Origin of the sequence: Lysinibacillus sp. YS11, assembly GCF_002896375.1 — a bacterium.
In the GTDB taxonomy this organism is placed as follows: domain Bacteria; phylum Bacillota; class Bacilli; order Bacillales_A; family Planococcaceae; genus Lysinibacillus; species Lysinibacillus capsici.
Genome location: NZ_CP026007.1, coordinates 2628101 through 2650628, shown reverse-complemented (window position 1 = coordinate 2650628; position 22528 = coordinate 2628101). Strand labels below are relative to the sequence as shown.

General features: G+C 39.7%; 24 protein-coding genes. 13 read left to right on the top strand and 11 right to left on the bottom strand.

Translation table 11 applies throughout. From position 1 onward, the window contains the following. Positions 1–399: 399 nt before the first annotated feature. Genes LBYS11_RS13185 through fdhF form a run of 3 tightly spaced genes read right to left on the bottom strand, consistent with a single transcriptional unit; the run spans position 400 to position 4879 of the window. A complete protein-coding gene (locus LBYS11_RS13185) occupies positions 400–1446 on the bottom strand; it encodes an Mrp/NBP35 family ATP-binding protein (protein WP_103118327.1) in 1047 nt (348 codons plus the stop codon). A gap of 12 nt (positions 1447–1458) precedes the next feature. Beyond that, entirely contained in the window at positions 1459–1938 is a 480-nt protein-coding gene (locus LBYS11_RS13180; RefSeq protein WP_048392447.1) for a helical membrane plugin domain-containing protein, read from the bottom strand. 4 nt (positions 1939–1942) lie between these two features. Continuing rightward, the gene (gene fdhF, locus LBYS11_RS13175; protein WP_103118326.1) at positions 1943–4879 is read right to left on the bottom strand and encodes a formate dehydrogenase subunit alpha; all 2937 of its coding nucleotides are present in this window, start codon (positions 4877–4879) and stop codon (positions 1943–1945) included. A gap of 574 nt (positions 4880–5453) precedes the next feature. Here fdhF and LBYS11_RS13170 point away from each other — a divergent pair. Genes LBYS11_RS13170 through moaA form a run of 3 tightly spaced genes read left to right on the top strand, consistent with a single transcriptional unit; the run spans position 5454 to position 7646 of the window. Further along, on the top strand, positions 5454–5801 hold the full coding sequence (locus LBYS11_RS13170) for a Na-translocating system protein MpsC family protein (RefSeq protein ID WP_004230595.1): 348 nt from the start codon (positions 5454–5456) through the stop codon (positions 5799–5801). A 12-nt stretch (positions 5802–5813) separates the two neighbouring features. Then, on the top strand, positions 5814–6629 hold the full coding sequence (fdhD, locus tag LBYS11_RS13165; RefSeq protein WP_004230594.1) for a formate dehydrogenase accessory sulfurtransferase FdhD: 816 nt from the start codon (positions 5814–5816) through the stop codon (positions 6627–6629). Further along, the gene (gene moaA / locus LBYS11_RS13160; protein ID WP_103118325.1) at positions 6630–7646 is read left to right on the top strand and encodes a GTP 3',8-cyclase MoaA; all 1017 of its coding nucleotides are present in this window, start codon (positions 6630–6632) and stop codon (positions 7644–7646) included. 50 nt (positions 7647–7696) lie between these two features. Here the strand turns inward: moaA and moaC are convergent, their stop codons facing one another. From moaC to LBYS11_RS13145, 3 genes are read right to left on the bottom strand one after another with little or no spacing between them, the layout of a single operon-like run. Further along, positions 7697–8179 carry a cyclic pyranopterin monophosphate synthase MoaC gene (gene moaC / locus LBYS11_RS13155; RefSeq protein WP_048392450.1) on the bottom strand — a complete coding sequence of 161 codons (483 nt, stop codon included), beginning with the start codon at positions 8177–8179 and terminating at the stop codon, positions 7697–7699. Then, complete coding sequence (locus tag LBYS11_RS13150; protein ID WP_103118324.1) at positions 8172–8762, bottom strand: molybdenum cofactor guanylyltransferase; 591 nt, start codon at positions 8760–8762, stop codon at positions 8172–8174. Before LBYS11_RS13150 ends, moaC begins: the two co-directional genes overlap by 8 nt. Then, a complete protein-coding gene (locus tag LBYS11_RS13145) occupies positions 8759–9253 on the bottom strand; it encodes a MogA/MoaB family molybdenum cofactor biosynthesis protein (RefSeq protein WP_103118323.1) in 495 nt (164 codons plus the stop codon). Before LBYS11_RS13145 ends, LBYS11_RS13150 begins: the two co-directional genes overlap by 4 nt. A 107-nt stretch (positions 9254–9360) precedes the next feature. Here LBYS11_RS13145 and LBYS11_RS13140 point away from each other — a divergent pair, with 107 nt between their 5' ends. The 5 genes from LBYS11_RS13140 to moaD are packed head-to-tail and all read left to right on the top strand — an operon-like array spanning position 9361 to position 12871. After that, positions 9361–10377, top strand: coding sequence for a thiazole biosynthesis adenylyltransferase ThiF (locus LBYS11_RS13140; RefSeq protein ID WP_103118322.1), 1017 nt, complete (start codon positions 9361–9363; stop codon positions 10375–10377). Positions 10378–10390: 13 nt separating this feature from the next. Then, positions 10391–11680 (top strand): molybdopterin molybdotransferase MoeA, encoded by a 1290-nt coding sequence (gene glp / locus LBYS11_RS13135; protein ID WP_103118321.1) that lies wholly within the window; start codon positions 10391–10393, stop codon positions 11678–11680. Beyond that, positions 11650–12168, top strand: a complete 519-nt coding sequence (gene mobB, locus LBYS11_RS13130) for a molybdopterin-guanine dinucleotide biosynthesis protein B (RefSeq protein WP_103118320.1) — start codon at positions 11650–11652, stop codon at positions 12166–12168. The genes glp and mobB overlap by 31 nt, the downstream gene beginning before the upstream one ends. After that, positions 12165–12641, top strand: coding sequence for a molybdenum cofactor biosynthesis protein MoaE (locus LBYS11_RS13125; protein ID WP_048392456.1), 477 nt, complete (start codon positions 12165–12167; stop codon positions 12639–12641). The genes mobB and LBYS11_RS13125 overlap by 4 nt, the downstream gene beginning before the upstream one ends. Continuing rightward, entirely contained in the window at positions 12638–12871 is a 234-nt protein-coding gene (moaD, locus tag LBYS11_RS13120) for a molybdopterin converting factor subunit 1 (protein ID WP_004230585.1), read from the top strand. The genes LBYS11_RS13125 and moaD overlap by 4 nt, the downstream gene beginning before the upstream one ends. Positions 12872–12908: 37 nt before the next feature. Here the strand turns inward: moaD and modB are convergent, their stop codons facing one another. Both modB and modA read right to left on the bottom strand, forming a co-directional pair. Next, positions 12909–13565, bottom strand: a complete 657-nt coding sequence (gene modB / locus LBYS11_RS13115) for a molybdate ABC transporter permease subunit (RefSeq protein WP_103118319.1) — start codon at positions 13563–13565, stop codon at positions 12909–12911. 3 nt (positions 13566–13568) lie between these two features. After that, positions 13569–14348 carry a molybdate ABC transporter substrate-binding protein gene (gene modA / locus LBYS11_RS13110; RefSeq protein WP_103118318.1) on the bottom strand — a complete coding sequence of 260 codons (780 nt, stop codon included), beginning with the start codon at positions 14346–14348 and terminating at the stop codon, positions 13569–13571. 163 nt (positions 14349–14511) lie between these two features. Here modA and LBYS11_RS13105 point away from each other — a divergent pair, with 163 nt between their 5' ends. The 3 genes from LBYS11_RS13105 to LBYS11_RS13090 all read left to right on the top strand — a co-directional run bounded on the left by LBYS11_RS13105 (position 14512) and on the right by LBYS11_RS13090 (position 17050). Continuing rightward, entirely contained in the window at positions 14512–15438 is a 927-nt protein-coding gene (locus LBYS11_RS13105; protein WP_004230582.1) for a helix-turn-helix transcriptional regulator, read from the top strand. A gap of 228 nt (positions 15439–15666) precedes the next feature. Further along, positions 15667–16293: a trimeric intracellular cation channel family protein gene (locus tag LBYS11_RS13095; RefSeq protein ID WP_233732807.1), complete on the top strand. Its 627-nt coding sequence runs from the start codon at positions 15667–15669 to the stop codon at positions 16291–16293. A 55-nt stretch (positions 16294–16348) separates the two neighbouring features. Then, on the top strand, positions 16349–17050 hold the full coding sequence (locus LBYS11_RS13090) for an SIR2 family NAD-dependent protein deacylase (RefSeq protein WP_103118317.1): 702 nt from the start codon (positions 16349–16351) through the stop codon (positions 17048–17050). Between the two features lie 30 nt (positions 17051–17080). Here LBYS11_RS13090 and LBYS11_RS13085 read toward each other — a convergent pair whose 3' ends face one another. Genes LBYS11_RS13085 through crcB (LBYS11_RS13075) form a run of 3 tightly spaced genes read right to left on the bottom strand, consistent with a single transcriptional unit; the run spans position 17081 to position 18134 of the window. Further along, complete coding sequence (locus LBYS11_RS13085) at positions 17081–17428, bottom strand: hypothetical protein (RefSeq protein WP_048392463.1); 348 nt, start codon at positions 17426–17428, stop codon at positions 17081–17083. Between the two features lie 14 nt (positions 17429–17442). Further along, positions 17443–17772 (bottom strand): fluoride efflux transporter CrcB, encoded by a 330-nt coding sequence (gene crcB / locus LBYS11_RS13080; protein WP_054550415.1) that lies wholly within the window; start codon positions 17770–17772, stop codon positions 17443–17445. Then, entirely contained in the window at positions 17769–18134 is a 366-nt protein-coding gene (crcB, locus tag LBYS11_RS13075; protein ID WP_103118316.1) for a fluoride efflux transporter CrcB, read from the bottom strand. The genes crcB (LBYS11_RS13080) and crcB (LBYS11_RS13075) overlap by 4 nt, the downstream gene beginning before the upstream one ends. Positions 18135–19047: 913 nt before the next feature. Here crcB (LBYS11_RS13075) and LBYS11_RS13070 point away from each other — a divergent pair. Together LBYS11_RS13070 and LBYS11_RS13065 are read left to right on the top strand one after the other, a co-directional pair. Beyond that, positions 19048–20790 (top strand): ABC transporter ATP-binding protein, encoded by a 1743-nt coding sequence (locus tag LBYS11_RS13070; RefSeq protein WP_103118315.1) that lies wholly within the window; start codon positions 19048–19050, stop codon positions 20788–20790. Next, positions 20787–22520 (top strand): ABC transporter ATP-binding protein, encoded by a 1734-nt coding sequence (locus LBYS11_RS13065; protein WP_048392469.1) that lies wholly within the window; start codon positions 20787–20789, stop codon positions 22518–22520. The genes LBYS11_RS13070 and LBYS11_RS13065 overlap by 4 nt, the downstream gene beginning before the upstream one ends. Positions 22521–22528 lie beyond the last annotated feature (8 nt).

Here is a 22528-nt window from a genome sequence, read left to right as displayed (position 1 = left end):
CGTTTCGGATCTAAGCGAGGGTTAGGTCAGAAACATCTCGATTGGGGGATGATTAATCGTGCCATTACGGGACGTCATTCCTTTTTTACTTCTTGTTGATAATACAAATTATAGAGTCTTAATCTATATGCAAGGTAACTTTTTCTGACAGATGATGTGATTGAAGAAGTGTACAAAAATGTAGACGCAATAATTTTTAAACTCTAATTTATTCTCATACTTGTTTGGCGGGGCTTTTACTTATCTTATTTTTTTCTTCTATATAATAACTTATTCTTGTTCACATAAAAAACACCTTCACGTTGATTGTTCGGGATGCTTATCCCCTTATTTCAACGTAAGGTGTTTTCATTTGTATCAGTTTTTAGATTAGTGCATGGTAAAAAAACAAATCAAGGGTTATTTATAGAGTAGATCTTCTGCTAAATGAGTAAACACTTCACCGATTATCGACACTTCATCATAGACCGAGGAACCTGTATTTTCCTCAGGTTGAGCAAAAGGAATTTGAGCGATTACATCTGTCTGTAATAAATCTGCTAATTGTTCGGCTCCGCCTTGTCCAAATAGATAGTTTTTTTGACCGTCAGCACCTTCAAAATAGGCCATGTTTTCAACAACACCAAGAATCCTGTGTTTCGTATGTTGCGCCATCAAGCCAGCACGAGATGCAACATGAGAAGCAGCAAGGTGCGGTGTTGTCACGATGATTTCTTGGGCTTGTGGAATCATCGCAGCCATATCAATTGCAACATCTCCTGTACCAGGTGGTAAATCGATGAGGAGGTAATCTAAATCTCCCCATAGCGTGTTGACAAGGAAATTGCGAATCCACTTATTGAGCATAGGACCACGCCACATAACAGGCTGGTTGTCATTTGTAAAAAAGCCCATCGACATTATTTTTACGCCGTTACGTTCTACTGGAATCGCCGTTTGATCAAGCATGGTAGGCTTTTGATCAATCTTCATCATGGCAGGGATACTGAAACCATAGATATCAGCATCTAAAATACCTACACGTTTGCCAAGACGAGCAAGTGCAACCGCTAAATTAATGGTCACTGTAGACTTTCCAACACCGCCTTTACCACTTGTAATGGCAATGAATTGAACACCAGAATTAGGCAGTAGCATGTTTGGCATTCCTTGTTCAGTTACATTTTTTGCTTGTAGAGAGGCGGTTAAAGTGCGACGCTCCTGATCTGTCATAGCACCAAAGCTAATGGTAACAGTGGAGGCACCAAGCGCTTGTAAGGCCTCCTCCACATCTTGCTGTATTTTTGCCTTTAACGGACATCCTGGTATGGTCAAAATAATATCCAGGGCTATATGGTTGTCATGTATTTGAATGTTTCGCACCATATTCAAATCTACAATACTCTGATGTAGCTCAGGATCATTTACCTGTTTCAATGTGTTTACAACATTTTCTTTTGTTAACATTTAGGAACCACCTTATTCTTTTAAGCCTTTGCCGAGTCCCTTTAAGAAATGAACCCCAAAATTGAGCGCACGATTGACATCTGGATCGTTTATCATTTTCATGAGCTTAAAGGCACTGACCTTTTCATTAGATTCAAGTGCTTTGCTTGCTTCATCTACGCCTGTATTTAAGCCTTCAATAAGCTTAGTCGTTGTTTCAGGATTGAGCTCCGTCAATGCTCCCGCAACACCCATTAAATTGTTAATGATATTGGTTACAGGCTTACGTGTTAATTGTCCAAGTGCAATATGTGCCACTTCCTCTTTGGCTTCAAGTAGCTTCATTGCTGCTTCTAGTGCACCGATATCATTTAATTCAGCCATAATACTAAACACCTGATTGACGGCTTCTTCATTTTCAGAAAGCAGTTCTTTTAGATTATCTAATTTTTGTTCTTTTAGTTGTTCTTCTGTTAATTGTTGTTTTTTAATGCCTGTAATGGGTACAGCCATGCTCTCACTCTCTTTCGTTTATGGTTGTTAAGTGAACGTAGCCAGGACGATTCCATTTTCGTTGTACCTCAACACCATTTTGAGGATGACGCTTTTTATAGCGTGGGTTTGTGCGAGGAAGTGGTGATTTACCTTTTGCTTTTAGCACTTCTACTCGTACTTTTGTTTGTTTATAAGCTGGTGTTGACGTATTCACATCTGCTGCAGGGCCAGTTAGGAAGTTGATGGCTGAATCTTTGCTAACAGAGTTCATTGGTAAGAATAATTCGTTTCCTTGTACGCGATCTGTAACAAGAGCATTTAGCTTCAAGGCACCATATGGAGACACTAAACGAAGTAGGGCTCCATCTGCAATGCCTCGTTCTTTCGCCAATTCTGGTGATACTTCAACGAAAATTTCAGGTACTTTCGATTGAATACCTTTCGATTTATTTGTTAGATTTCCTTCATGGAAGTGTTCAAGCATACGGCCATTATTAATATGACAATCGTATTGTGCTTCAAACTCAACAGGCTGCACCCAATCATTTAAAGCAAAACGAGCTTTCTTATCAGGGAAGTTAAAGCCATCTTCATATAATAATGGTGTATCTTTACCATCATGGCTACCCCAACAGAAGCTTCCCCAGCCTTCAAGAACATCATAGTTGGCTTGTGAGAAGAGGGGAGACAGGCTCGCCATTTCATCAAAAATGTCGCTTGGGTGATCATAATGCCAATCTGCCCCTAAACGACGAGCAACCGCTTGCAATATTTCCCAATCTGCTTTCGACTCACCAAGTGTTGGTAATACTTGATACAGGCGTTGAACACGACGTTCCGTATTCGTAAATGTACCTTCTTTTTCAAGCGAAGGCGCAGCAGGTAAAATCACATCTGCATATTGTGCTGTGCGTGATAGGAAACAATCTTGGACAACGAAAAAGTCAAGCTGTGAAAGCACCTCATCTACATGGTTGGCATTACAGTCAACAAGTGCCATATCTTCGCCCACTAAATACATCGCTTTCATTTTTCCTTCCATGATCGCATCTAACATTTGCATATTATTTCGACCAGGCTGTGGTTGAATAGGGACACCATAGGCTTTTTCGAATTTTGCACGTGCCTCGTCATCTGTGACTCTTTGATAGCCTGGCAATAGATTTGGAAGTGTCCCCATATCGCAGGCACCTTGCACATTGTTATGGCCGCGAAGTGGGTAGGCCCCAGCACCTGGACGACGATAGTTTCCAGTTGCTAAAAGTAAATTTGAAATCGCTGCGGATGTATAGGAGCCACCAGTATTTTGTGTTACACCCATGCCCCAAAGAACACATGTACCATCTGCATCACGAATCATTTCAGCTACTTCGATCAATGTTTCCTTACTAATACCAGTCATTTCTTGTGCATAATCAAGTGTATAGGTTGCAAGTACTTGTTTAAAATCATCATAATGAAGGACGTTTTCTTGAATAAACGCTTCATCATGCCAACCTTGATCAATGATATATTTGGTAACAGCCATTAACCAAACTTGGTCAGTACCTTGCTTTGGACGCATAAAAATGTCGGAACGCTCTGCCATTTCATGCTTACGAATATCAGCAACAATTAATTTCTGACCATGTAATTTATGTGCACGTTTCACACGTGTTGCTAAAACAGGATGTCCCTCAGCTGGATTAGCCCCAACAATAATGACAAGTCCAGCCTTAGCAATATCTTTGATCGTACCAGCATCTCCTCCCATGCCAACTGTACGTAATAAACCATCAGTTGCAGGAGATTGGCAATAACGAGAACAATTATCGACATCGTTTGTGCCAAATAATTGACGGGCCATTTTTTGAATTAAGTAATTCTCTTCATTTGTAATTTTAGAAGAGGAGATAAAGCCAACAGAACCTGGACCATATTGTTGTTGAATGCCACTTAGTTTTGTTGCAATTAAATCAAGTGCTTCATCCCACGATGATTCCACAAACTCATTATTTTTACGAATGAGTGGTTTTGTAATACGTTCCTCAGAATTGATAAAATCCCAGCCGAATTTCCCTTTGACACATGTAGAAATCGCATTTACTGGACCATCGGAAGGCTGTACTTTTAAAATTTTACGACCCTTTGTCCAAACTTCGAACGAGCAGCCCACACCACAGAAAGTACATACTGTTTTTGTTTTTTTGGTGCGCTTACTACGCATGGCTGCTTCCACTTCAGAAACGGCAAAAATACCGCTATAGCCTGGTTCAACTTCCTTAATCAAACTGATCATCGGATCTAACATATCCTGTTTGAGGCCAGTCATAAATCCAGCCTCTCCAAGCATGGATTTTTCCATTAAGGCATTACATGGACATACGGTTACGCATTGACCACAACTTACACAGGAAGAATCATTGATAGCAACGCCCGTATCCCAAATGACACGTGGTCTTTCTGCTTCCCAATCAAGGGACAATGTTTCATTTACCTGTAGATTTTGACAAACCTCTACGCACTGACCACAAGCGATACATTGGTTAGGATCGTATCGATAAAACGGATGTGACATGTCCACTTCATGAGGTTCAACTTTTGGTTGATAGGGATATTTTTGATGCTCGATTTCCATCATTTCGGCTGTATTGTGTAATGCACAATTGCCATTGTTGTTATCACAAACTGTACAATACAGTAAATGATTTTCGAGTAGACGGTCCATCGCTTCTGTTTGTGCCGCTTTTGCTTTGTCAGAAGTTAGGAATACATTCATGCCGTCTACTGCCTTTGTAGAGCAGGAACGAACTAATTGGCCATTCACTTCCACGATACATGTATCACATGTTTCAATGGGGTCAACAGCGGGCACATGACAAATCTGTGGATGCGGAATGTCATGTTGATTAATGGTATCAAGGATTGTAGCTCCTTCTTTTACTTTATACGGTACGCCATTAATATTAATTTGAGTCAAGGTAACTTCCTCCTTTTGCACTTTGAGACGAATCGGATAACATGGTACAGCTTAAGACAAAAGGGAATAACAAATCGAGTTGGTGATTGTTGAAAAGATTGTCTTGTTATCATTGTAATTCCCAATGGTTCTTGAAGCTACCTCAAAATAGGTAAATTGCTAGATCATAACATGTTATCCATGTCTCGGTTTTGAAAAAATAAAAAAATCCACCATGAAATTACATGTCCGAGACATGCTAATAATTCATGGTGGATAAAATTCTTAGCAGGTCTTGCTAAAAACTCAATCTACTTTTATTTTTTAATTACAATAGAATTCAACTATTAAAAACACTATGCAACATCGTAACATAGGGTTCAAAATAAATTAATTCCATTTGTGATATGAATATTATAGCCCTTTCCTTCAAAATGAACAATATTTATCATAAAATTTATTAAATGAGAATTATTATCAAAAAGTATTTTCTCTTTTATTTTTTTTAAAGTTGCTATATCATTAACAAACTGTAAGGGTGGCCTACATAACCATTTGCCTAAAAAAGTTTAATTATGATGGGAGAATCGTTGCTATGTCTAAAAAAATCCACGAATTTAATGACATGATTCGAAAGTTAAGAAAGGAAGTATTTGGTAAAGGTCCTGAACGTATTCATACTGTTTTTGTCGAGAATATGGCTGTATCTACCTTATACGGAAATATCACTCCGACAGAAAAATTTATTGCCAGTACACCAGAAGGGCTGAAAATGGTGCATGCTGCAAGGACGAGTATGATTCAAGATTTATATAGACAATCGCCACCAGAGGGTATGGAAGAATTGATGGGCAGCAAATTACTTCACTTATTTTCAGATATTAAAATTGAAGAGGATTTTGCGATTTCCGTCTTTGTTTTTGAAAAGCATATCAGTGAATAAAGGGGATGCCTTATGGATCGAGCAATGACAAGAAAAATTGTGCGTGTTGAAGGACAACGAGTGACAGAAATGGTTGATTTAATTGTTTCAGAATACGCTGTTACCGTAAAAATTAATCAGCAGGAATTTGTCACGATGGTCTGTACACCCGAGTATGTAGAAGATATGGTTATTGGCTACTTAGCTTCTGAACGAGTGATTCGTAGTTTTGAGGATATTGAGGAAATTTGGCACCAAGAGAAAGAGGGTTTTGTGCATATTAAAACAAAGCATATTAATCCTTATTACCAACAGACGCAAAACAAGCGCTATATTACGTCTTGCTGTGGGATGAGTCGACAAGGCTTTGTGTTTACGAACGATGCATTAGTAGCAAAAAAAATGGATCAAGTCCATGTGCAAATAACGACCGAAGATTGCTTCCGTTTAATGCATGCGATGCAGGATAGTGCCGATATTTTTAAGAAAACGGGTGGGGTGCATAATGCTGCACTATGTGATGTAAATGGCATCGTCCTAAGTCGCATGGATATTGGACGTCATAATGCTTTGGATAAAATTTACGGCTATTGCCTACGCAACAACATCCGTATGGAAGATAAAATTATCGTCTTTAGCGGACGAATATCATCGGAGATTTTACTAAAGGTTTCCAAAATAGGCTGTGCCATCGTGCTGTCTAAATCAGCACCCACAGAATTAGCATTGCAATTAGCAGAGCAGCTTGGTATTACGACGGTTGGCTTTATTCGGCAACAGACATTGAATATTTATACACATCCACAACGCATCCTATTACCAGCTAATGAATTGAAAGAAGGAGATTAGATGACGAATCTACAAGACCAATTACACAGACCGTTAAGAGATTTAAGAATATCCGTGACAGATCGTTGTAATTTTCGATGTCGCTATTGTATGCCAGCAGAAGTATTTGGTCCAGATTACGCATTTTTACCGTCTGATAAAATATTAAGTTTTGATGAAATTGAACGATTAGTAAAAATCTTTGTTTCATTGGGCGTGAAAAAAATACGGATTACAGGTGGGGAACCCTTACTACGTCGTGATTTGCCCGAATTAATTGCCCGTATTCACCGCATAAAAGGTGTAGAAGATATTGCTTTAACAACCAATGGCTCGTTATTAAAAAAATACGCACATTCATTGGCACAGGCAGGCTTAGCCCGAGTTTCTGTTAGTTTAGACTCGCTTGATGATGAGCGTTTTTTCGAGATGAATGGTCATAGAGGCAAGGTATTGCCAGTGTTAGAGGGAATTGAAAAGGCTGCAGAAGCGGGCTTACAAGTAAAAATTAATATGGTTGTTCAAAAAGGGAAAAACGAACAAGATATTGTTACCATGGCGCAGTTTTTTAAAGTAAAACAGCATATTCTACGCTTTATTGAATATATGGATGTAGGGAATTCGAACGGCTGGCGTTTGGATGATGTGGTGTCCAAAAAAGAGATTATTGAGCAAATCCATCGGTTTACGCCGTTACAACCAGTAGCGCCCAATTATAAAGGAGAGGTGGCAACGCGTTATCAGTATCAAGATGCTCAAGGTGAGATTGGTGTAATTTCATCTGTAACGGATTCATTTTGCTCCAATTGCTCACGTGCTCGTCTCTCTGCAGAAGGTTCATTATACACTTGTTTATTTGCAACAGAAGGCACGGATTTAAGGGAATTGTTACGTTCAGGGCAAGATGATGCTGCCATCATCAAGTGCATTACGAACGTTTGGGAAACAAGAAATGATCGTTATTCCGATGAACGCAATGAACAAACGATGGCAAAAAGGAAAACGTCAAAAATTGAAATGTCTCATATTGGGGGGTAGCGTGTAAAAAACAGAAAAAAATCGGCACAATAATGCCGAATTTTTTCTGTTTATTTATGCACAAAAGTGCCACTTTTCCCACCTGTTTTTTCAACAAGGTAAGTTTCTTTGATGACCATTGTCTTATCAACGGCTTTGCACATATCATAAAAAGTTAGTGCTGCGACAGACACAGCAGTGAGAGCTTCCATTTCAACACCCGTTTTTCCACTGCATTTAACAGTGGCTTGAATATGGAGCTCATAGCCATTCTCTGCTTTTTCATAGTCAAACTGGAAATCCGTACCCTGTAGCATGATGGGATGGCACATGGGAATAATATCAGCTGTTTTTTTAGCTCCCATTATCCCTGCAATTTGCGCAACTTGCGTCGGATCACCTTTTTTAATGCCACCTTGTTGGATGGCTTCATAGACCGCATCGGATAAAAGAATCGTACTGCGCGCAATGGCTGTACGTGTTGTGATTTCTTTTGCGGAGATATCGACCATTTTAGGACGACCTTCTTCGTTCCAGTGTGTAAAATTATTCATTATTAAACTCCTTTTTACTTGTTTGTGACCAGTCTTGTTGTGCGTTGATATTGATAAATGTTGAGCTATCGTCATCAAAAGGGACATAACAAACACGAAGTTGCTCTAAAAGCACTTTCATACTCCGTTTGTTTTGTGCCGTTAATTGTGTCGCCTTTGGTAAAGCAGTACGTCGATATAATGCAGCTAATGGCTGATCGCGTAGCCCTTGCGTCGGAACAATGGCATCATAAGTGTCATTAATCAGCCCTAACATTTTTTGGATAAATTCTGCATTCATATAAGGCATATCGCTTGCTACGACAAAAAACCATTCCACATCAGGATAGGCTGTCATGATATGATGCAAAGCAAAAAGAGGGCCTTGATGTGGCTGCTTTTCAATGACCCATTGGACATTTTCCTGTCCAAACTGATATTGTAAGTGCGCATTTGTAGCGATAATAAGAGGATCCAGCTGATTTTTTTGCAGGGCTATGAGACTATGTTTATATAATGGCTGTCCAGCAAACATCTCAAACATTTTTGGCTGACCATAGCGAGAGGATTGACCACCAGCTAACACAATACCAGCAATTTTCATAAGCGCTTCAGCTCTCCGACAAAATGTTGGACAGTAGGTACTATGAGCTTCGACATAGCCAAAGTCACCGCATTTGTGGAGCCTGGTAAAACATAAATGGCTGTTTGCTGAAGGCTTCCAGCGGTGGCACGACTAAACATCGCCTTTGGGCCAATTTCTTCATAGCTGAGCATTCGAAATAATTCACCAAACCCCATCATTTCTTTTTCAAACAGAGGCAGAATGGTGTCATAGGTTTGGTCTCTTGGTGTAAACCCTGTTCCACCCGTAACGATAATGGTATTAATTGTTGGATCGCTGCACCAATTTTTAACATGACGAGCGATATCGAGCGGTTCATCCTTTGTTAGTTGGTAGTCTACAACTTCAAATGCAGCTTCCTGTAGTAAGGACTGAATACGCTGACCAGCATGATCATCTGTCTTTGTGCGTGTATCACTGACCGTTAAAATGGCAACTTGAATTGGTTGTTGCTGATGTGTTGGATGCACAGTAAGACCTCCTTCAAATGCGTTTTTGCTAAAAAACATTGCTTTTATTATAATGCTATAAATGAAAAGGTCAAACGAAAATTCATAGAAAGAAAGGCCACATACGTATGCAAAATAGATATTCTAGACAACAATTATTTCACCCTATCGGACAAACTGGGCAACAATCCCTTCAGCAAAAACACGTCCTTATCATAGGTGCGGGGGCATTGGGGAGTGCTAGTGCAGAAGCGCTTGTGCGAGCAGGTATTGGCAGGCTGACACTCATTGATCGTGATTATGTAGAGTGGAGTAATTTACAAAGACAGCAATTATATACAGAGCTAGATGCACAAGAAAAAATGCCCAAAGTTATCGCAGCTAAAAAGCGTCTCCAACAAATAAACACAGAGGTAGAAATTCATGTCGGCATTATGGATGCTTGTACAGAGACCTTGCTACCATTACTAGAAGATGTTGATGTGATGGTCGATGCGACCGATAATTTTGATGTTCGTTTTGTCATGAATGACCTTGCGCAAAAATATCGTATTCCTTGGGTATATGGCTCTTGTGTTGGTAGTTATGGTGCGACTTACACGGTTGTACCAGGTAAAACGCCTTGTTTGCATTGTTTATTAAAGGTGATGCCCCATACAGGGATGACTTGTGATACCGTTGGCATTATTAGTCCAGCAGTTCAAATTGTTGCTGCTTATCAGGTGGCAGAGGTTTTCAAGCTGCTTGTTGGAGATGACAAGGCCTTACGAAAAAGCTACTTAACGTTTGATGTTTGGCAAAATCAACACTATGAAATCAATGTGGAGAAAATAAGGCAGGGTGATTGTCCATCTTGTGGCGACAAGCCGACCTATCCTTACTTATCCTACGAAAATCAAACGAAATTACAGATCCTTTGTGGCCGAGACGCGGTACAAATTCGACCACCAAAACCCATTTACTATTCGCTTGATCAGCTGGCAAATCAGCTCTGTTCCCACGGAGAAGTCCAGGTTAATCCTTATTTGCTATCTTGCCAAGCGGACGATTACCGAATCGTTATTTTCCAAGATGGGCGAGTTGTGATACATGGTATACAAGATATACAGAAAGCCAAAAGCATTTATTATCGTTTATTAGGTTAAGGGAGTGTACCAAATGGTAGAAAAAAGACAACCAATTCCTGTGGCAGAAGCCGTTCATCGTGTAATGGACTATGCCGTTCAAGCAAAAAAGGAGCATGTGTCATTAACGCAAGCACATGGACGCTTTATAGCACAAGCTATTAGAGCCGATCATGATGTACCTGCTTTTGATCGTTCACCGTATGATGGCTATGCCATTCGTTCCGTCGATAGCCAAGAGGCATCTTCACAGCATCCAGTCCGCTTTCAAGTCGTTGGAGAAATTGGCGCAGGCTATGTCTATGAAGACGTAGTTGGCGATCATCAAGCAGTCCGCATTATGACTGGGGCGCCGATACCGCAAGGATGTGATGCAGTGGTCATGCTAGAATTAACCCAAACATTCGAAGAAAATCATCAAAAGTATATGTCGATTAAACGACCTTTTGAAGCAGGTACTAATATTTCCTATAAAGGGGAAGATGTACAGCAAGGCGCAGTCCTCATTGAACAAGGCCAATATATTAACCCGGGTGTGATGGCCTTACTTGCTACTTTTGGCTATGAGCAAGTACCTGTTTATCGTAAAACAGTTATTGGTGTGCTTGCCACTGGTAGCGAATTACTAGAGCCAGGTGAAGCTTTACAGCCAGGCAAAATTCGCAATAGTAATGCCTATATGATAATGGCGCAAATTGAGCGTGCTGGGGCAGAAGTGAAATATTTCGGCAAGTTGAGCGATGATCTTACATTATGTATTGAAAACGTAGAAAAAGCCTTACAGGAAGTAGATATTTTAATTACAACGGGTGGCGTTTCCGTAGGTGATTATGATTATTTACCAGCTATTTATGAGGCGATCGATGCAAAGGTATTGTTTAATAAAATAGCGATGCGTCCAGGTAGTGTGACAACGGTTGCTGCTCGCAACGACAAATTATTATTTGGTCTTTCTGGTAATCCTTCAGCCTGCTATGTTGGCTTTGAGCTATTTGTACGTCCGATTATACGTTCTGCATATGGGCATACTCAACCACATTTACGCAGAGAGCAAGCGATTTTAGGGGCTGATTTTACAAAGCCAAATCCCTTTACACGCTTTGTACGTGCTCGTATCGAATATGAAAAAGGGAAGCTCGTAACTGTCCCATCTGGGTTCGATAAATCGAGTGCAGTTTCATCTTTAGCGACAGCTAATGCATTCATTGTTTTACCAGGTGGCTCTAGAGGCTATGAAAAGGGTATGCAAGTGGATGTCCTTTTGCTAGAAGATCTGCAAGGAAGTGAGTGGCCTTGGGACAATATCGAAAAATCTTACAGATAGTTGGCTATCAAAATAGTGGGAAAACAACATTGATGGAGCAATTGATCAAGCAGGCTACAATGGAAGGGCTAAGGGTAGGAACCATTAAGCATCATGGACATGGTGGAGTACCGACGATCGAAACTTCCAAGGATAGTAGTCGGCATGAGCAAGCAGGTGCGGTTGTTACAGCAGTGGAGGGGGCGGGTACTTTACGTATGAGTATCCACCAAAATAGCTGGCAATTGGCTGATATACTAGCGATTTATGAGTCCCTTCCACTGGATATCATGCTAATTGAAGGGTATAAAAATGAACATTATCCGAAGGTTGTGCTGCTGCGCACTGCACAGGATCAAGTACTACTACAGCAAGTAACCAATATCCTCTGTGTGATTTATTGGCCAAGCTGTCCGCTTGATCTATCCCTTGCAATCCCTGCTTTTTCGATTTATGAAGAATCACAATATATGGAATTTTTGTTGACAGAAATGAGGGGAAAACTATGACGACAGCGTTATTTGAAGTTATCGATCAACCAATAGATGTGGAGGAAGTAAGACAAAAAGTCCTTAGTCGAAATGCTGGAGCCATCACATTATTCATCGGTACAGTGCGTGAAATGACAAATGGTAAAAAAACGATGCATTTGGAATATCAAGCCTATCCAGCAATGGCGATTAAAATGTTTGAACAGATTGCAAAGGAAATACAAGAAGAGTGGCCAGAAGCAAAAGTGGCCATCACCCATCGTGTCGGTCATTTAGCTATTTCCGATATTGCCGTAGTGATTGCTGTGTCATCACCGCATCGTAAAATAGCTTATATGGCGAATGAATATGCAATTGATCGCATAAAACAAATCGTGCCCATATGGAAAAAAGAACATTGGGAGGACGGGACAGAGTGGATTGGTGATCAATTAGAAAATGTTCCCTATCCGCAAGGGAAACCAGCCATTCAGGAGGAGGAAAACCTGTGATTAACATTTTATTATTTGCTCACCTACAGGAAGCACTAGGTGAATCAAAGCTATCAGTAGAGCTGTCAGATGTGACAGTTGCGCAGTTAAAAGAGTGGATGGAAAAGCGCTACCCTCAGCTATCATTACAACAGATCATGACAGCGGTTAATGAAGAATTTGCAACGGATACGACGATTGTCAAATCTGGCGACACAATCGCCTTTATTCCACCGATCAGTGGGGGATAAGCAAAAAGAGGTAGTTGGCTTGAGCCAACTACCTCTTTTATACTTTCAGGATATGGATACTAAGAAGTAAAAGGAAGGAAATGGCGATCATACACAGAACCCATGTCCAGGCAAGGGGCATGTTTCCAGAATCGATGGCCATATATATTGCTAGCGGTGTTGTTTGTGTTTTCCCTGGAATATTTCCCGCAAACATAAGTGTCGCTCCAAACTCACCCAAAGCTCGTGTGAAGCTTAGAATCCCACCAGAAACAAGTGCCTTTAATGCAAGGGGAATGGACACGTAAAGAAAGACCTGCCATTCATTCGCCCCATCCACACGTGCTGCATTTTCAATATCTCGATCGACAGAGGCAAAGCCAGTTTTAGCTGATTGATACATTAATGGAAAGGCAACGATTGTAGAAGCGATGACGGCCGCCCACCATGTGAACATGATAGGTTGATCGAATAGCCAGATAATGATATCTCCTAACATACTATTTTTCCCGAAAATGACGATAAGCAGGAAACCGACTACTGTAGGAGGTAATACCAATGGTAATAGCAATACCGTTTCTAGCACTAGTTTACCTTTGAAATCATGGGTTGCCATCCATTTTCCCATTAAAATACCTGCTATAATAGCGATGATCCCTGCAACAAAAGCAATTTCGATCGAAAGCCTAAGTGGAGACCAAAAATCGGTACTCATCTTTTATTGAGCCCCTTTAAATCCATACTTTTCAAAGACATCCATAGCTTCAGCACTTTGTAAGAAGTGATAAAAATCCTCCGCCTCTTGCCCATGCTTACTAGCTTTTAGAACACCTACAGGATAAATAATCGGTGCGTGCATAGCATCATCGGCAGTTGCCACGACATTGACCTTATCAGAGACAAGGGCATCTGTTTTATAGACCATTCCCGCATCCACATTTTCTGTTTCTGTATAAGTAAGTACTTGACGTACATCTTTTGTATACACTACTTTTGATTCGAGTGAATCCCACAGTTGCATATTTTTTAATGTGTCCACACCATACTGCCCGGCAGGAACCGTTTCGGGCGTACCGAGTGCAATTTTTCCTGCTTGTTGTAAATCTTCAAAGGATTGAATTTGCTTTTCATTGCTTTTAGGCACGATTAATACTAAATCATTGGCTAAAAGATCCGTTCCTAGCTTTTGATCAATCATTTCTTTCGCTACAAGCGCATCAAATTTATCCTTTGCTGCTGAAAAGAAAAGGTCTGCAGGAGCACCTTGTAAAATTTGTTGCTGTAAAGCACCTGAACCTCCAAAGTTATAGAGGATTTTGATTGTATCGTGTTGTTGTTCATAAGTTGTTTTCAGTTCTTCTAAGGCATCCTGTAGACTAGCTGCCGCAGAAATTGTTAGTTCAACTGGTTCGTTTGTTGCCGCCTCTTGGTTACCACAGGCTGCTAATAGTCCAACTAGTACTAACAGTGTCGCAAATAAACGATAATATTTTTTCACGATGAGTATACTCCTTTTATTACTCGTTATAACAAGACATAACTAATTATAATCAGATATAAATAAAAAAGAAAGTTAGTAAGGGTAGAAAATGTCAAGATGTTCATAAGGCTATAAATACGTTACCATGTAAAATAGAGGCTTATAGGAGGAGAACTTTTACATGTCACAAGAACAATCCTATACGATTGAAGAGGTTGCACAATTATTAAAGGTTTCAAAATTAACAATTTATGATTTAGTGAAAAAGGGTGATTTGCCAGTTTTCCGCGTAGGACGGCAAATGCGGGTAGATCGTGCTGACTTGCAAACCTATATACAAAAACGAAAAACAGGTAGTATGCCAGCTGTGGCACAGGCTTCCATAGCCACTCCTACTAAAAATCATGCGAAAATTATAGTGAGTGGGCAAGATTTAGTATTAGATATTTTAGCAAAATATATCGAGAAACGACGATCTACGAAAGTATTACGCTCACATGAAGGTAGTTTTAATGGTGTAATGGCGTTGTATCACGGAGACTGTGATATTGCGAGTTTACATATGTTTGATGGGGATACAGGAGATTATAATACTCCTTATGTAAAAAAAATCTTTGTCAGCCATGCCTTTGTTCTCATCAATGTTGTATCACGTAAAGCAGGTTTCTATGTTCAAAAGGGGAATCCGCTGGAGATACGCACATTTGAAGATTTCCAAACAAAGACATTCACATTCATCAACCGTGAGAAAGGCTCAGGTGCTCGTACTCTGTTAGATGAGCAATTGCGCATTCACGGTATCGCTCCATCCACGATTGCAGGCTATACCCATGAAGAAATGAGCCACCTCGATGTCGCCTCTGCAGTTGCCAATGGACGTGCAGATGTTGGGATTGGCATTGAAAAAATCGCCAAGCTTATTCAGGTCGATTTTATACCAATGGTCACTGAACGTTACGATATTGTGTTATTAAAAACACCAGAAAATCAACCGCTCATCGATATGGTGAAGGAGATTTTAAATACACCTGATTTCCAATCGGAAGTAGCTGCATTAGGAGATTATGACATCTCTTTAATGGGCCAAGTCATGTATGAAACGCTATAATCAAAAATTCATATTGAGTTTAATAAAAAATCAATTACAATTCTAACTAGGAAATTTTATGGTCGTTGTGTCAATTAGTATGGCACAGCAGCTATATTCTTTTAGGATACATGGTGAGATGGATAAATTAGTAGGTACTACTGCTAGGATATTAGCCCACCATAAAATAGCTTGCGTACTCAATGCGCAACTATTTTATGGTGGGCTTTTTTGTATAGTAAAAAGGAGATGGATGATGTGACATGGTCAGTATTACATATCATTGGCATTATTGCCTACGCCATTAGTGGAGCATTTGTTGCGTTACAGGCCAACTATTCTTTTATTGGCATATTTGTGCTTGGTCTGACAACGTCTTATGGTGGTTCCATTATCCGCAATGTTGTACTGGATATCCCTGTGTCAGATATATGGGAACGGCAATCCTTATTAGTCGTTTTAGTCACGCTGACGACCATTTTATTTGTCAAAAGGAACTGGATTCATCATTGGAACCGCTGGGGCTATTTCTTTGATTCAATTGGCCTAGCTTCTTTCGCAATACAAGGCGGATTGTTAGCAAAAAGCTTACATCACGACCTAGGTATCATTATTATAGCGTCGATGTTTACTGGTGTTGGTGGAGGGATGGTTCGAGATTTGTTAGCTGGTAGAACACCGCTTGCATTAAGAGAAGAAATCCATGCTGTTCTCACATTTGTATGTGCCCTTTGTATATGGTTAGGGTGGGACAGCCCGCTTGAATTGTCAGTCATTGTTATTTTTATAGTAGTGATTCGCATGTTATCGGTGAATAATAAATTAAAATGGAAGCCTCCTTTTAAACATTCCTATAAGAATGCAGAGGAAAAATAGGCTGATTGTCGAAATAGGTGAAGGTAGTTTTAATTCGAAAAAAGGAGGGGGGAAAATGACAATAGAACGTTTACGTGAGTGGTTACTATCCTCAAATAATACAGTGATTCTAACAGGAGCGGGCATGTCAACGGAAAGTGGAGTTCCTGATTTCCGTTCAGCATCTGGTTGGTGGAAACAAATGGATCCAAGAACTGTCGCGACAACGGAAGCATTAACAGATCATTACTCATTATTTCATGAATTTTATAAAACACGTATCGAAAACCTAGAAAAGGTGGCTCCCCATGAGGGACATCATATATTAGCTGATTGGGAACGAAGAGGTTTAGTGTCTCTAATCGCTACTCAAAATGTGGATGGTTTTCACCAATTGGCAGGAAGTCAATCCGTCGAGGAGTTACATGGTTCGATCCGGTCTATTCGTTGTCATCGTTGCCAGCAGGCGGCTGTCATGGCAAGCTTCTTGAATAAGGCTAGTTGCGCCCATTGTGGTGGGAAACTTCGTCCAAATGTTGTGCTCTTCGGAGAAAGCCTGCCACAAGCAGGCTGGCACGGTTCTATGGCGGCAATTAAAACAGCTGAACTTGTCCTTGTCATTGGAACGAGTCTTGAGGTATATCCCGTCAACCAACTACCTATGATGACAACAGGAAAAACCGTGTATATTAATATGGATATTTCACAGCAGACAACCCCATTTGATCTGACAGTGAGGGGAAAAATAAAAGAAGTGTTGCAAAAACTTCAAATTTAAAAAAGGCGCCCTTGCAATTTCAAGTGGCGCCTAAAACATTTGAGGTAGAAATTCCCTCATGAATCGTTGATTTTTTCGTAACCATATCTTCAAAATCATGCGATGTGTTAACAGTTTATGCCTTTTATTTGGTCTCGCCTTTGCTTCTATGAGGCTCTGTAAAAGAATACAAGTTTCAGTTGCAAAAGCTTGAGGTTCAACGAGAACATCCAGCTTGTAATTAATTAACTGGGCTGTCTGAACCTTGGCAAGTAATTGCGCAAATTGTGTATTCATGGTAGCGTAATTTTCCTCTAATTCTAGGTCAATCAATGCATAGAGCGTTTGCTCTATTTCAACTTCTAATTCCTCCAATAACTCTTTTGACGGCTGTGTCACTAATTCACCCTCTTTTATACGACTAGATAACCAATAGCTGCACAAAGTACGCCAATTAGCAAGGTACTGGCAATATAGCTAATGGCTTGTCTCCATTTTTGTTGTTCTATAAGCTGTAGACATTCAAATCCAAAAGTAGAAAAAGTTGTGTAGGCTCCTAAAAAACCTATGCCCATTAATTGCCATAACCAATCACTAAGATGTAGGGCAAATAAGAAACCAAGCGCAAAGGAGCCTGTACAATTAATAATAAAAGTCGCCCATGGATAGGGATGTACAAGTAATTTTCCTAAATAAAATCTAGAAAGAGCGCCAAAAAATCCACCAATTCCAACTAAAATCATGCAATACGCCCCCTAGCAAGTCGTATTCCCAGCCATGTGCAAGCTAATCCACCTAAAACACTCACTATAACATAGAGTACAGCCTGTAGCCACTCGCTATTTTCTAGGAGTAATAGTGTCTCTAAGGAAAATGTCGAAAAGGTAGTAAAAGCTCCACAAAACCCTGTACCTACTCCTAGTACAATAGGTGTGCGTTTTATAAATGAAGTAAAAAGCCATGCTAAGCAAAAGCAGCCCAGTAAATTAATAAACAGTGTTGTGAATGGAAATATTTCTGTATTGGGAACGGCGAGACTCAGACTATATCGACAGATGGCACCAAGAATTCCACCAACTCCCACGGCTAGAAATGACCTCAACATAAAAACCCCTTACTGAAAATGACTATAATGAAAGTGTATCATGAGACAAAAATTTTAGAAATATTTCAATTCAAGTTATGTCCCAAAATCGATTGTTGAAATGTATATAGTGTATAGAAAGTTATAGATGTGCATGAAATAATATTTCAAAATATTATATGTGGAAAATGAAATATCTTTTATTACAAGGACAATTCTTTGTCCCTCTTATGTGTAGCCGTTGACGGAAAACCCGGTGACGGCTCATCCATAAACGGAAATCCCGACACTACTAAATAATAAATAACTAAATAATAATTAACTAAATAAAGATGATGATAAGCATATGGAAGGAGTGCAACAGACGCAAAAAGAATATTCTATTGTCTACTACTGGGTATCAAAATCACTAGTCGTGTATTTCAGTCTTTAGGTTAATGTTTGTGCCGTAGAATTATTGTAAGGTTATAGACAACACTGTAATTTTAAGCATGTTCTCCCTTTGATTCCTTAGAGCATTTCAATGCTTTAAAGCGCTAACTATTTCCTGAAAATGATAAAAAATAACAGGGTGATAGTTGACAAATATTTCTATAGTGTGATAATCTTCAAGAACACTATAACAAATAAACTAAAGGAGGGCATGACAATGTTAATTTTATCAGTATCAAATTCAATCACAGTTACATACATTGTCCGTGCCTAACGCTTTATTTACTATTGCAGAACTAGGTATGGAATTATCCTGCCTTTTATAAGAGACACTTACTCTTTTAGGGTATGTGTCTTTTTTTGTGCAAAAAAAGGTTGTAGTGCAAACAAAAAAGGAGTGTATGTATATGACAAAAACAGTTAGAAGAATGATTTTCAAAAAGGAATTTCTAGAAAGTGGGTAGTCATCCACAACAGCACGGAGGAAAGAAGGTTATGATGTATGTTTGATGTGTTAAGTAAATTAGGCTGGTTCTTTAAAAAATACTGGAAGCAATATACGGTGGCCATTGTTCTACTAATGGTTGCCAGTGGATTAGAGGTTGTCCCTCCCTATTTACTCGGTTCTATTATAGATCTATTGACAGCAGGAGAAATGACCCCAGCTATTTTAACAAAGTATGTCTTGATTTTTATTGGGATTATTATTGGGGGCTATTTATTAAATTTTGTGTGGCAATTCCGACTATTTGAAGGAGCTATCAACCTTGAGAAAATTTTACGTCGTAATTTAATGCAGCATTTTTTACGTATGACCCCAACATTTTATGAAAAAAACCGTACCGGTGACCTGATGGCACGTGCAACAAATGACTTGAATGCCGTATCCACGACAGCAGGTTTTGGCATTATGACGTTGATTGATTCAACGATTTATATGGGCTTTATCATTTTTGCGATGGGCTATATGATTTCGTGGAAGCTTACATTTTTTGCTATGTTACCAGTTCCTATTATGGCGATCCTCATTCAATATTTAGGGAAAATTGTTCATGAGCGATATATGAAGGCACAAGATGCTTTTGGGGAACTAAATGATAGTGTGCTAGAATCTGTAGCAGGAGTGCGAGTGGTGCGTGCCTATGTGCAGGAAAAAAAGGATGAGGCTAATTTTGCAGATATGAGTGAAGTTGTGTATGAGAAAAATATTCATACAGCGAAAATCAATGCTTTATTTGGTCCAATTACAAAAGTCGGAACAGGCATTAGCTATGTTGTAGCACTTGGTTACGGGGCTCATTTAGTGGCAACTGAGGCGATGACGGTTGGACAACTGGTCACGTTTAATGTTTATTTAGGTTTGGCTGTTTGGCCGATATTTGCGATTGGTGAGCTCATCAATGTTATGCAGCAGGGGAATGCCTCACTAGATCGCGTGCAGGAAACCTTGAACTACGAGGCGGATGTTCAAAATATTCCGAATCCACAAATGATTGCGACACCAAATGCGATTGGCTTTGATGCCTTAACATTCCAATATCCGATGAGTCAGGTGAAAAACCTACAGCAGATTTCACTTTCCTTGAAAAAAGGCCAAACGCTTGGCATTGTTGGCAAAACGGGAGCAGGTAAAACAACCTTCCTACGCCAATTATTGCGAGAATACCCAATCGGTCAGGGACAGCTTTCCATTGACGGTATCGATATTACCGCTCAAACGAAGGAGCAGATCCTCGATTGGATTGGTTATGTGCCACAAGATCATGTGTTATTCTCACGAACTATTCGTGAAAATATTTTATTTGGGAAAGAAGATGCAACACAAGCAGAGTTGCAGCAGGCGATACGTGCCGCGTATTTTGAAAAGGATTTAGACAATCTACCAATGGGCCTTGAAACACTTGTTGGAGAAAAGGGTGTCTCTCTTTCAGGCGGTCAAAAACAACGTGTATCTATTGCTCGTGCTTTAATTAAAAATCCTGAAATTTTAATGCTGGATGATTCACTTTCCGCTGTCGACGCGAAGACAGAGGCAAGAATTATTGAAAATATTCAGCGTGAACGTCAAGGTAAAACGACGATTATTACGACACATCGCTTGTCTGGTATTCAGCATGCCGATGTCATCATCGTACTGGATGATGGGCAAATTGTAGAGCAGGGAACACATGAGGAACTTCTTGCGCAACAAGGATGGTATAAAGAGCAATTTGACCGTCAGCAGCTAGAAGGAGGTGCCTCATGAGTACGAGTCAACGTTTAATGCGCTATGCGATGTATTTTAAAAAGCCGATACTATTAGGCTTATTCTTCCTAACAATTGCCGTATTCACGGAGCTTGTTGGACCGTTTATTGCGAAACATATTATTGATAATTACATGACAATCGGTCATATAGAAATCAAACCGATTACATGGTTGCTCATTGTGTATTTACTTTTAGCCATTGCAACAGCCATATTACGTTATTTTATGTATATTTATTTGCAAATTGGGGCAAACCGTGTTATCCAAAAATTACGTAAAGATGTCTTTGAACATATTCAAACTTTACCAATCCAATACTTTGACAATTTACCAGCGGGTAAAATTGTTGCGCGTGTAACAAACGATACAGAGGCAGTTCGGAATTTATATGTACAGGTACTATCCAATTTTGTGACGAGCTTCATTTCTATTTTTGGGGTGTATATAGCGCTCTTTATTTTAAATTGGAAAATGGCAATGCTTGCTTTAACCATGATTCCAATTGTTTATGTGTGGATGATTTTATATCGAAAATTTGCCTCTAAATATAACGATGTCATTCGTACAAAAATTGCAGATATTAATGCCATGATTAACGAATCCATTCAGGGCATGACAATTATTCAGGCGTTCCGTCGTGAGCAGCAAATGACGAAGGAATTTGATGACATGAATAATGAGCATTATGCGTATGAACGTAAGCTGCTGGTGCTTGATTCAGCTACATCCTTTAACCTTGTGAATACGCTAAGACTTATCATGTTTACGGTCTTTATTTTCTACTTTGGTACACGCTCATTCACAGCAACTGAAGTGATTACAGCAGGGACATTGTATGCATTTGTTGATTACTTAACAAAGCTATTTAATCCGATCACGAATATTGTGAACCAGTTTTCACAGCTTGAGCGTTCACTCATTGCAGGTAAACGTGTCTTTGAGGTGCTAGATACGAATGGTGAGCCTGTTTCTGAAAAGAGCATCCCACGATATAAAGGAAATGTGGTTTTCGAAGATGTTTCCTTTGCCTATAAAGATAATGAATATGTGCTGAAAAACCTGTCATTTGAAGCACATCAAGGTGAAACAATTGCCTTAGTTGGTCATACAGGTTCAGGGAAAAGTTCCATTATGAACTTGTTATTCCGCTTCTACGACCCATCAAAAGGCAAGATAACCATTGATGGCATTGATATTACTTCTGTTCCACGTCAAACGATGCGTGAACATATGGGTATTGTGCTACAGGACCCTTACTTATTTACGGGTACGATTGCATCCAATGTTAGCTTAAACAACCCGCGCATCTCTCACGAGAAAATAGAAGCTTCCTTAAATGCTGTAGGGGGAGAACGTGTTTTAGCTAATTTACCAAATGGCTATGAGGAACCAGTTATTGAGAAGGGCAGCACATTATCTTCAGGACAACGTCAGTTGATTTCGTTTGCACGCGCCCTGGCGTTTGATCCAGCAATTTTAATATTGGATGAAGCGACATCGAATATTGATACGGAAACGGAAGAAATTATTCAGCATGCGATGGATGTCCTGAAAAAAGGACGAACAACGTTTATTATTGCCCATCGACTTTCTACCATTAAAAATGCAGATCGTATTCTTGTACTTGATCGAGGAAAAATTGTAGAAAACGGCACACATGATGAACTGCTAGCGCTTGGCGGAATTTATGACAAGATGTATCAAATGCAGGCGAACTCCTTACAATAATAGCTTAA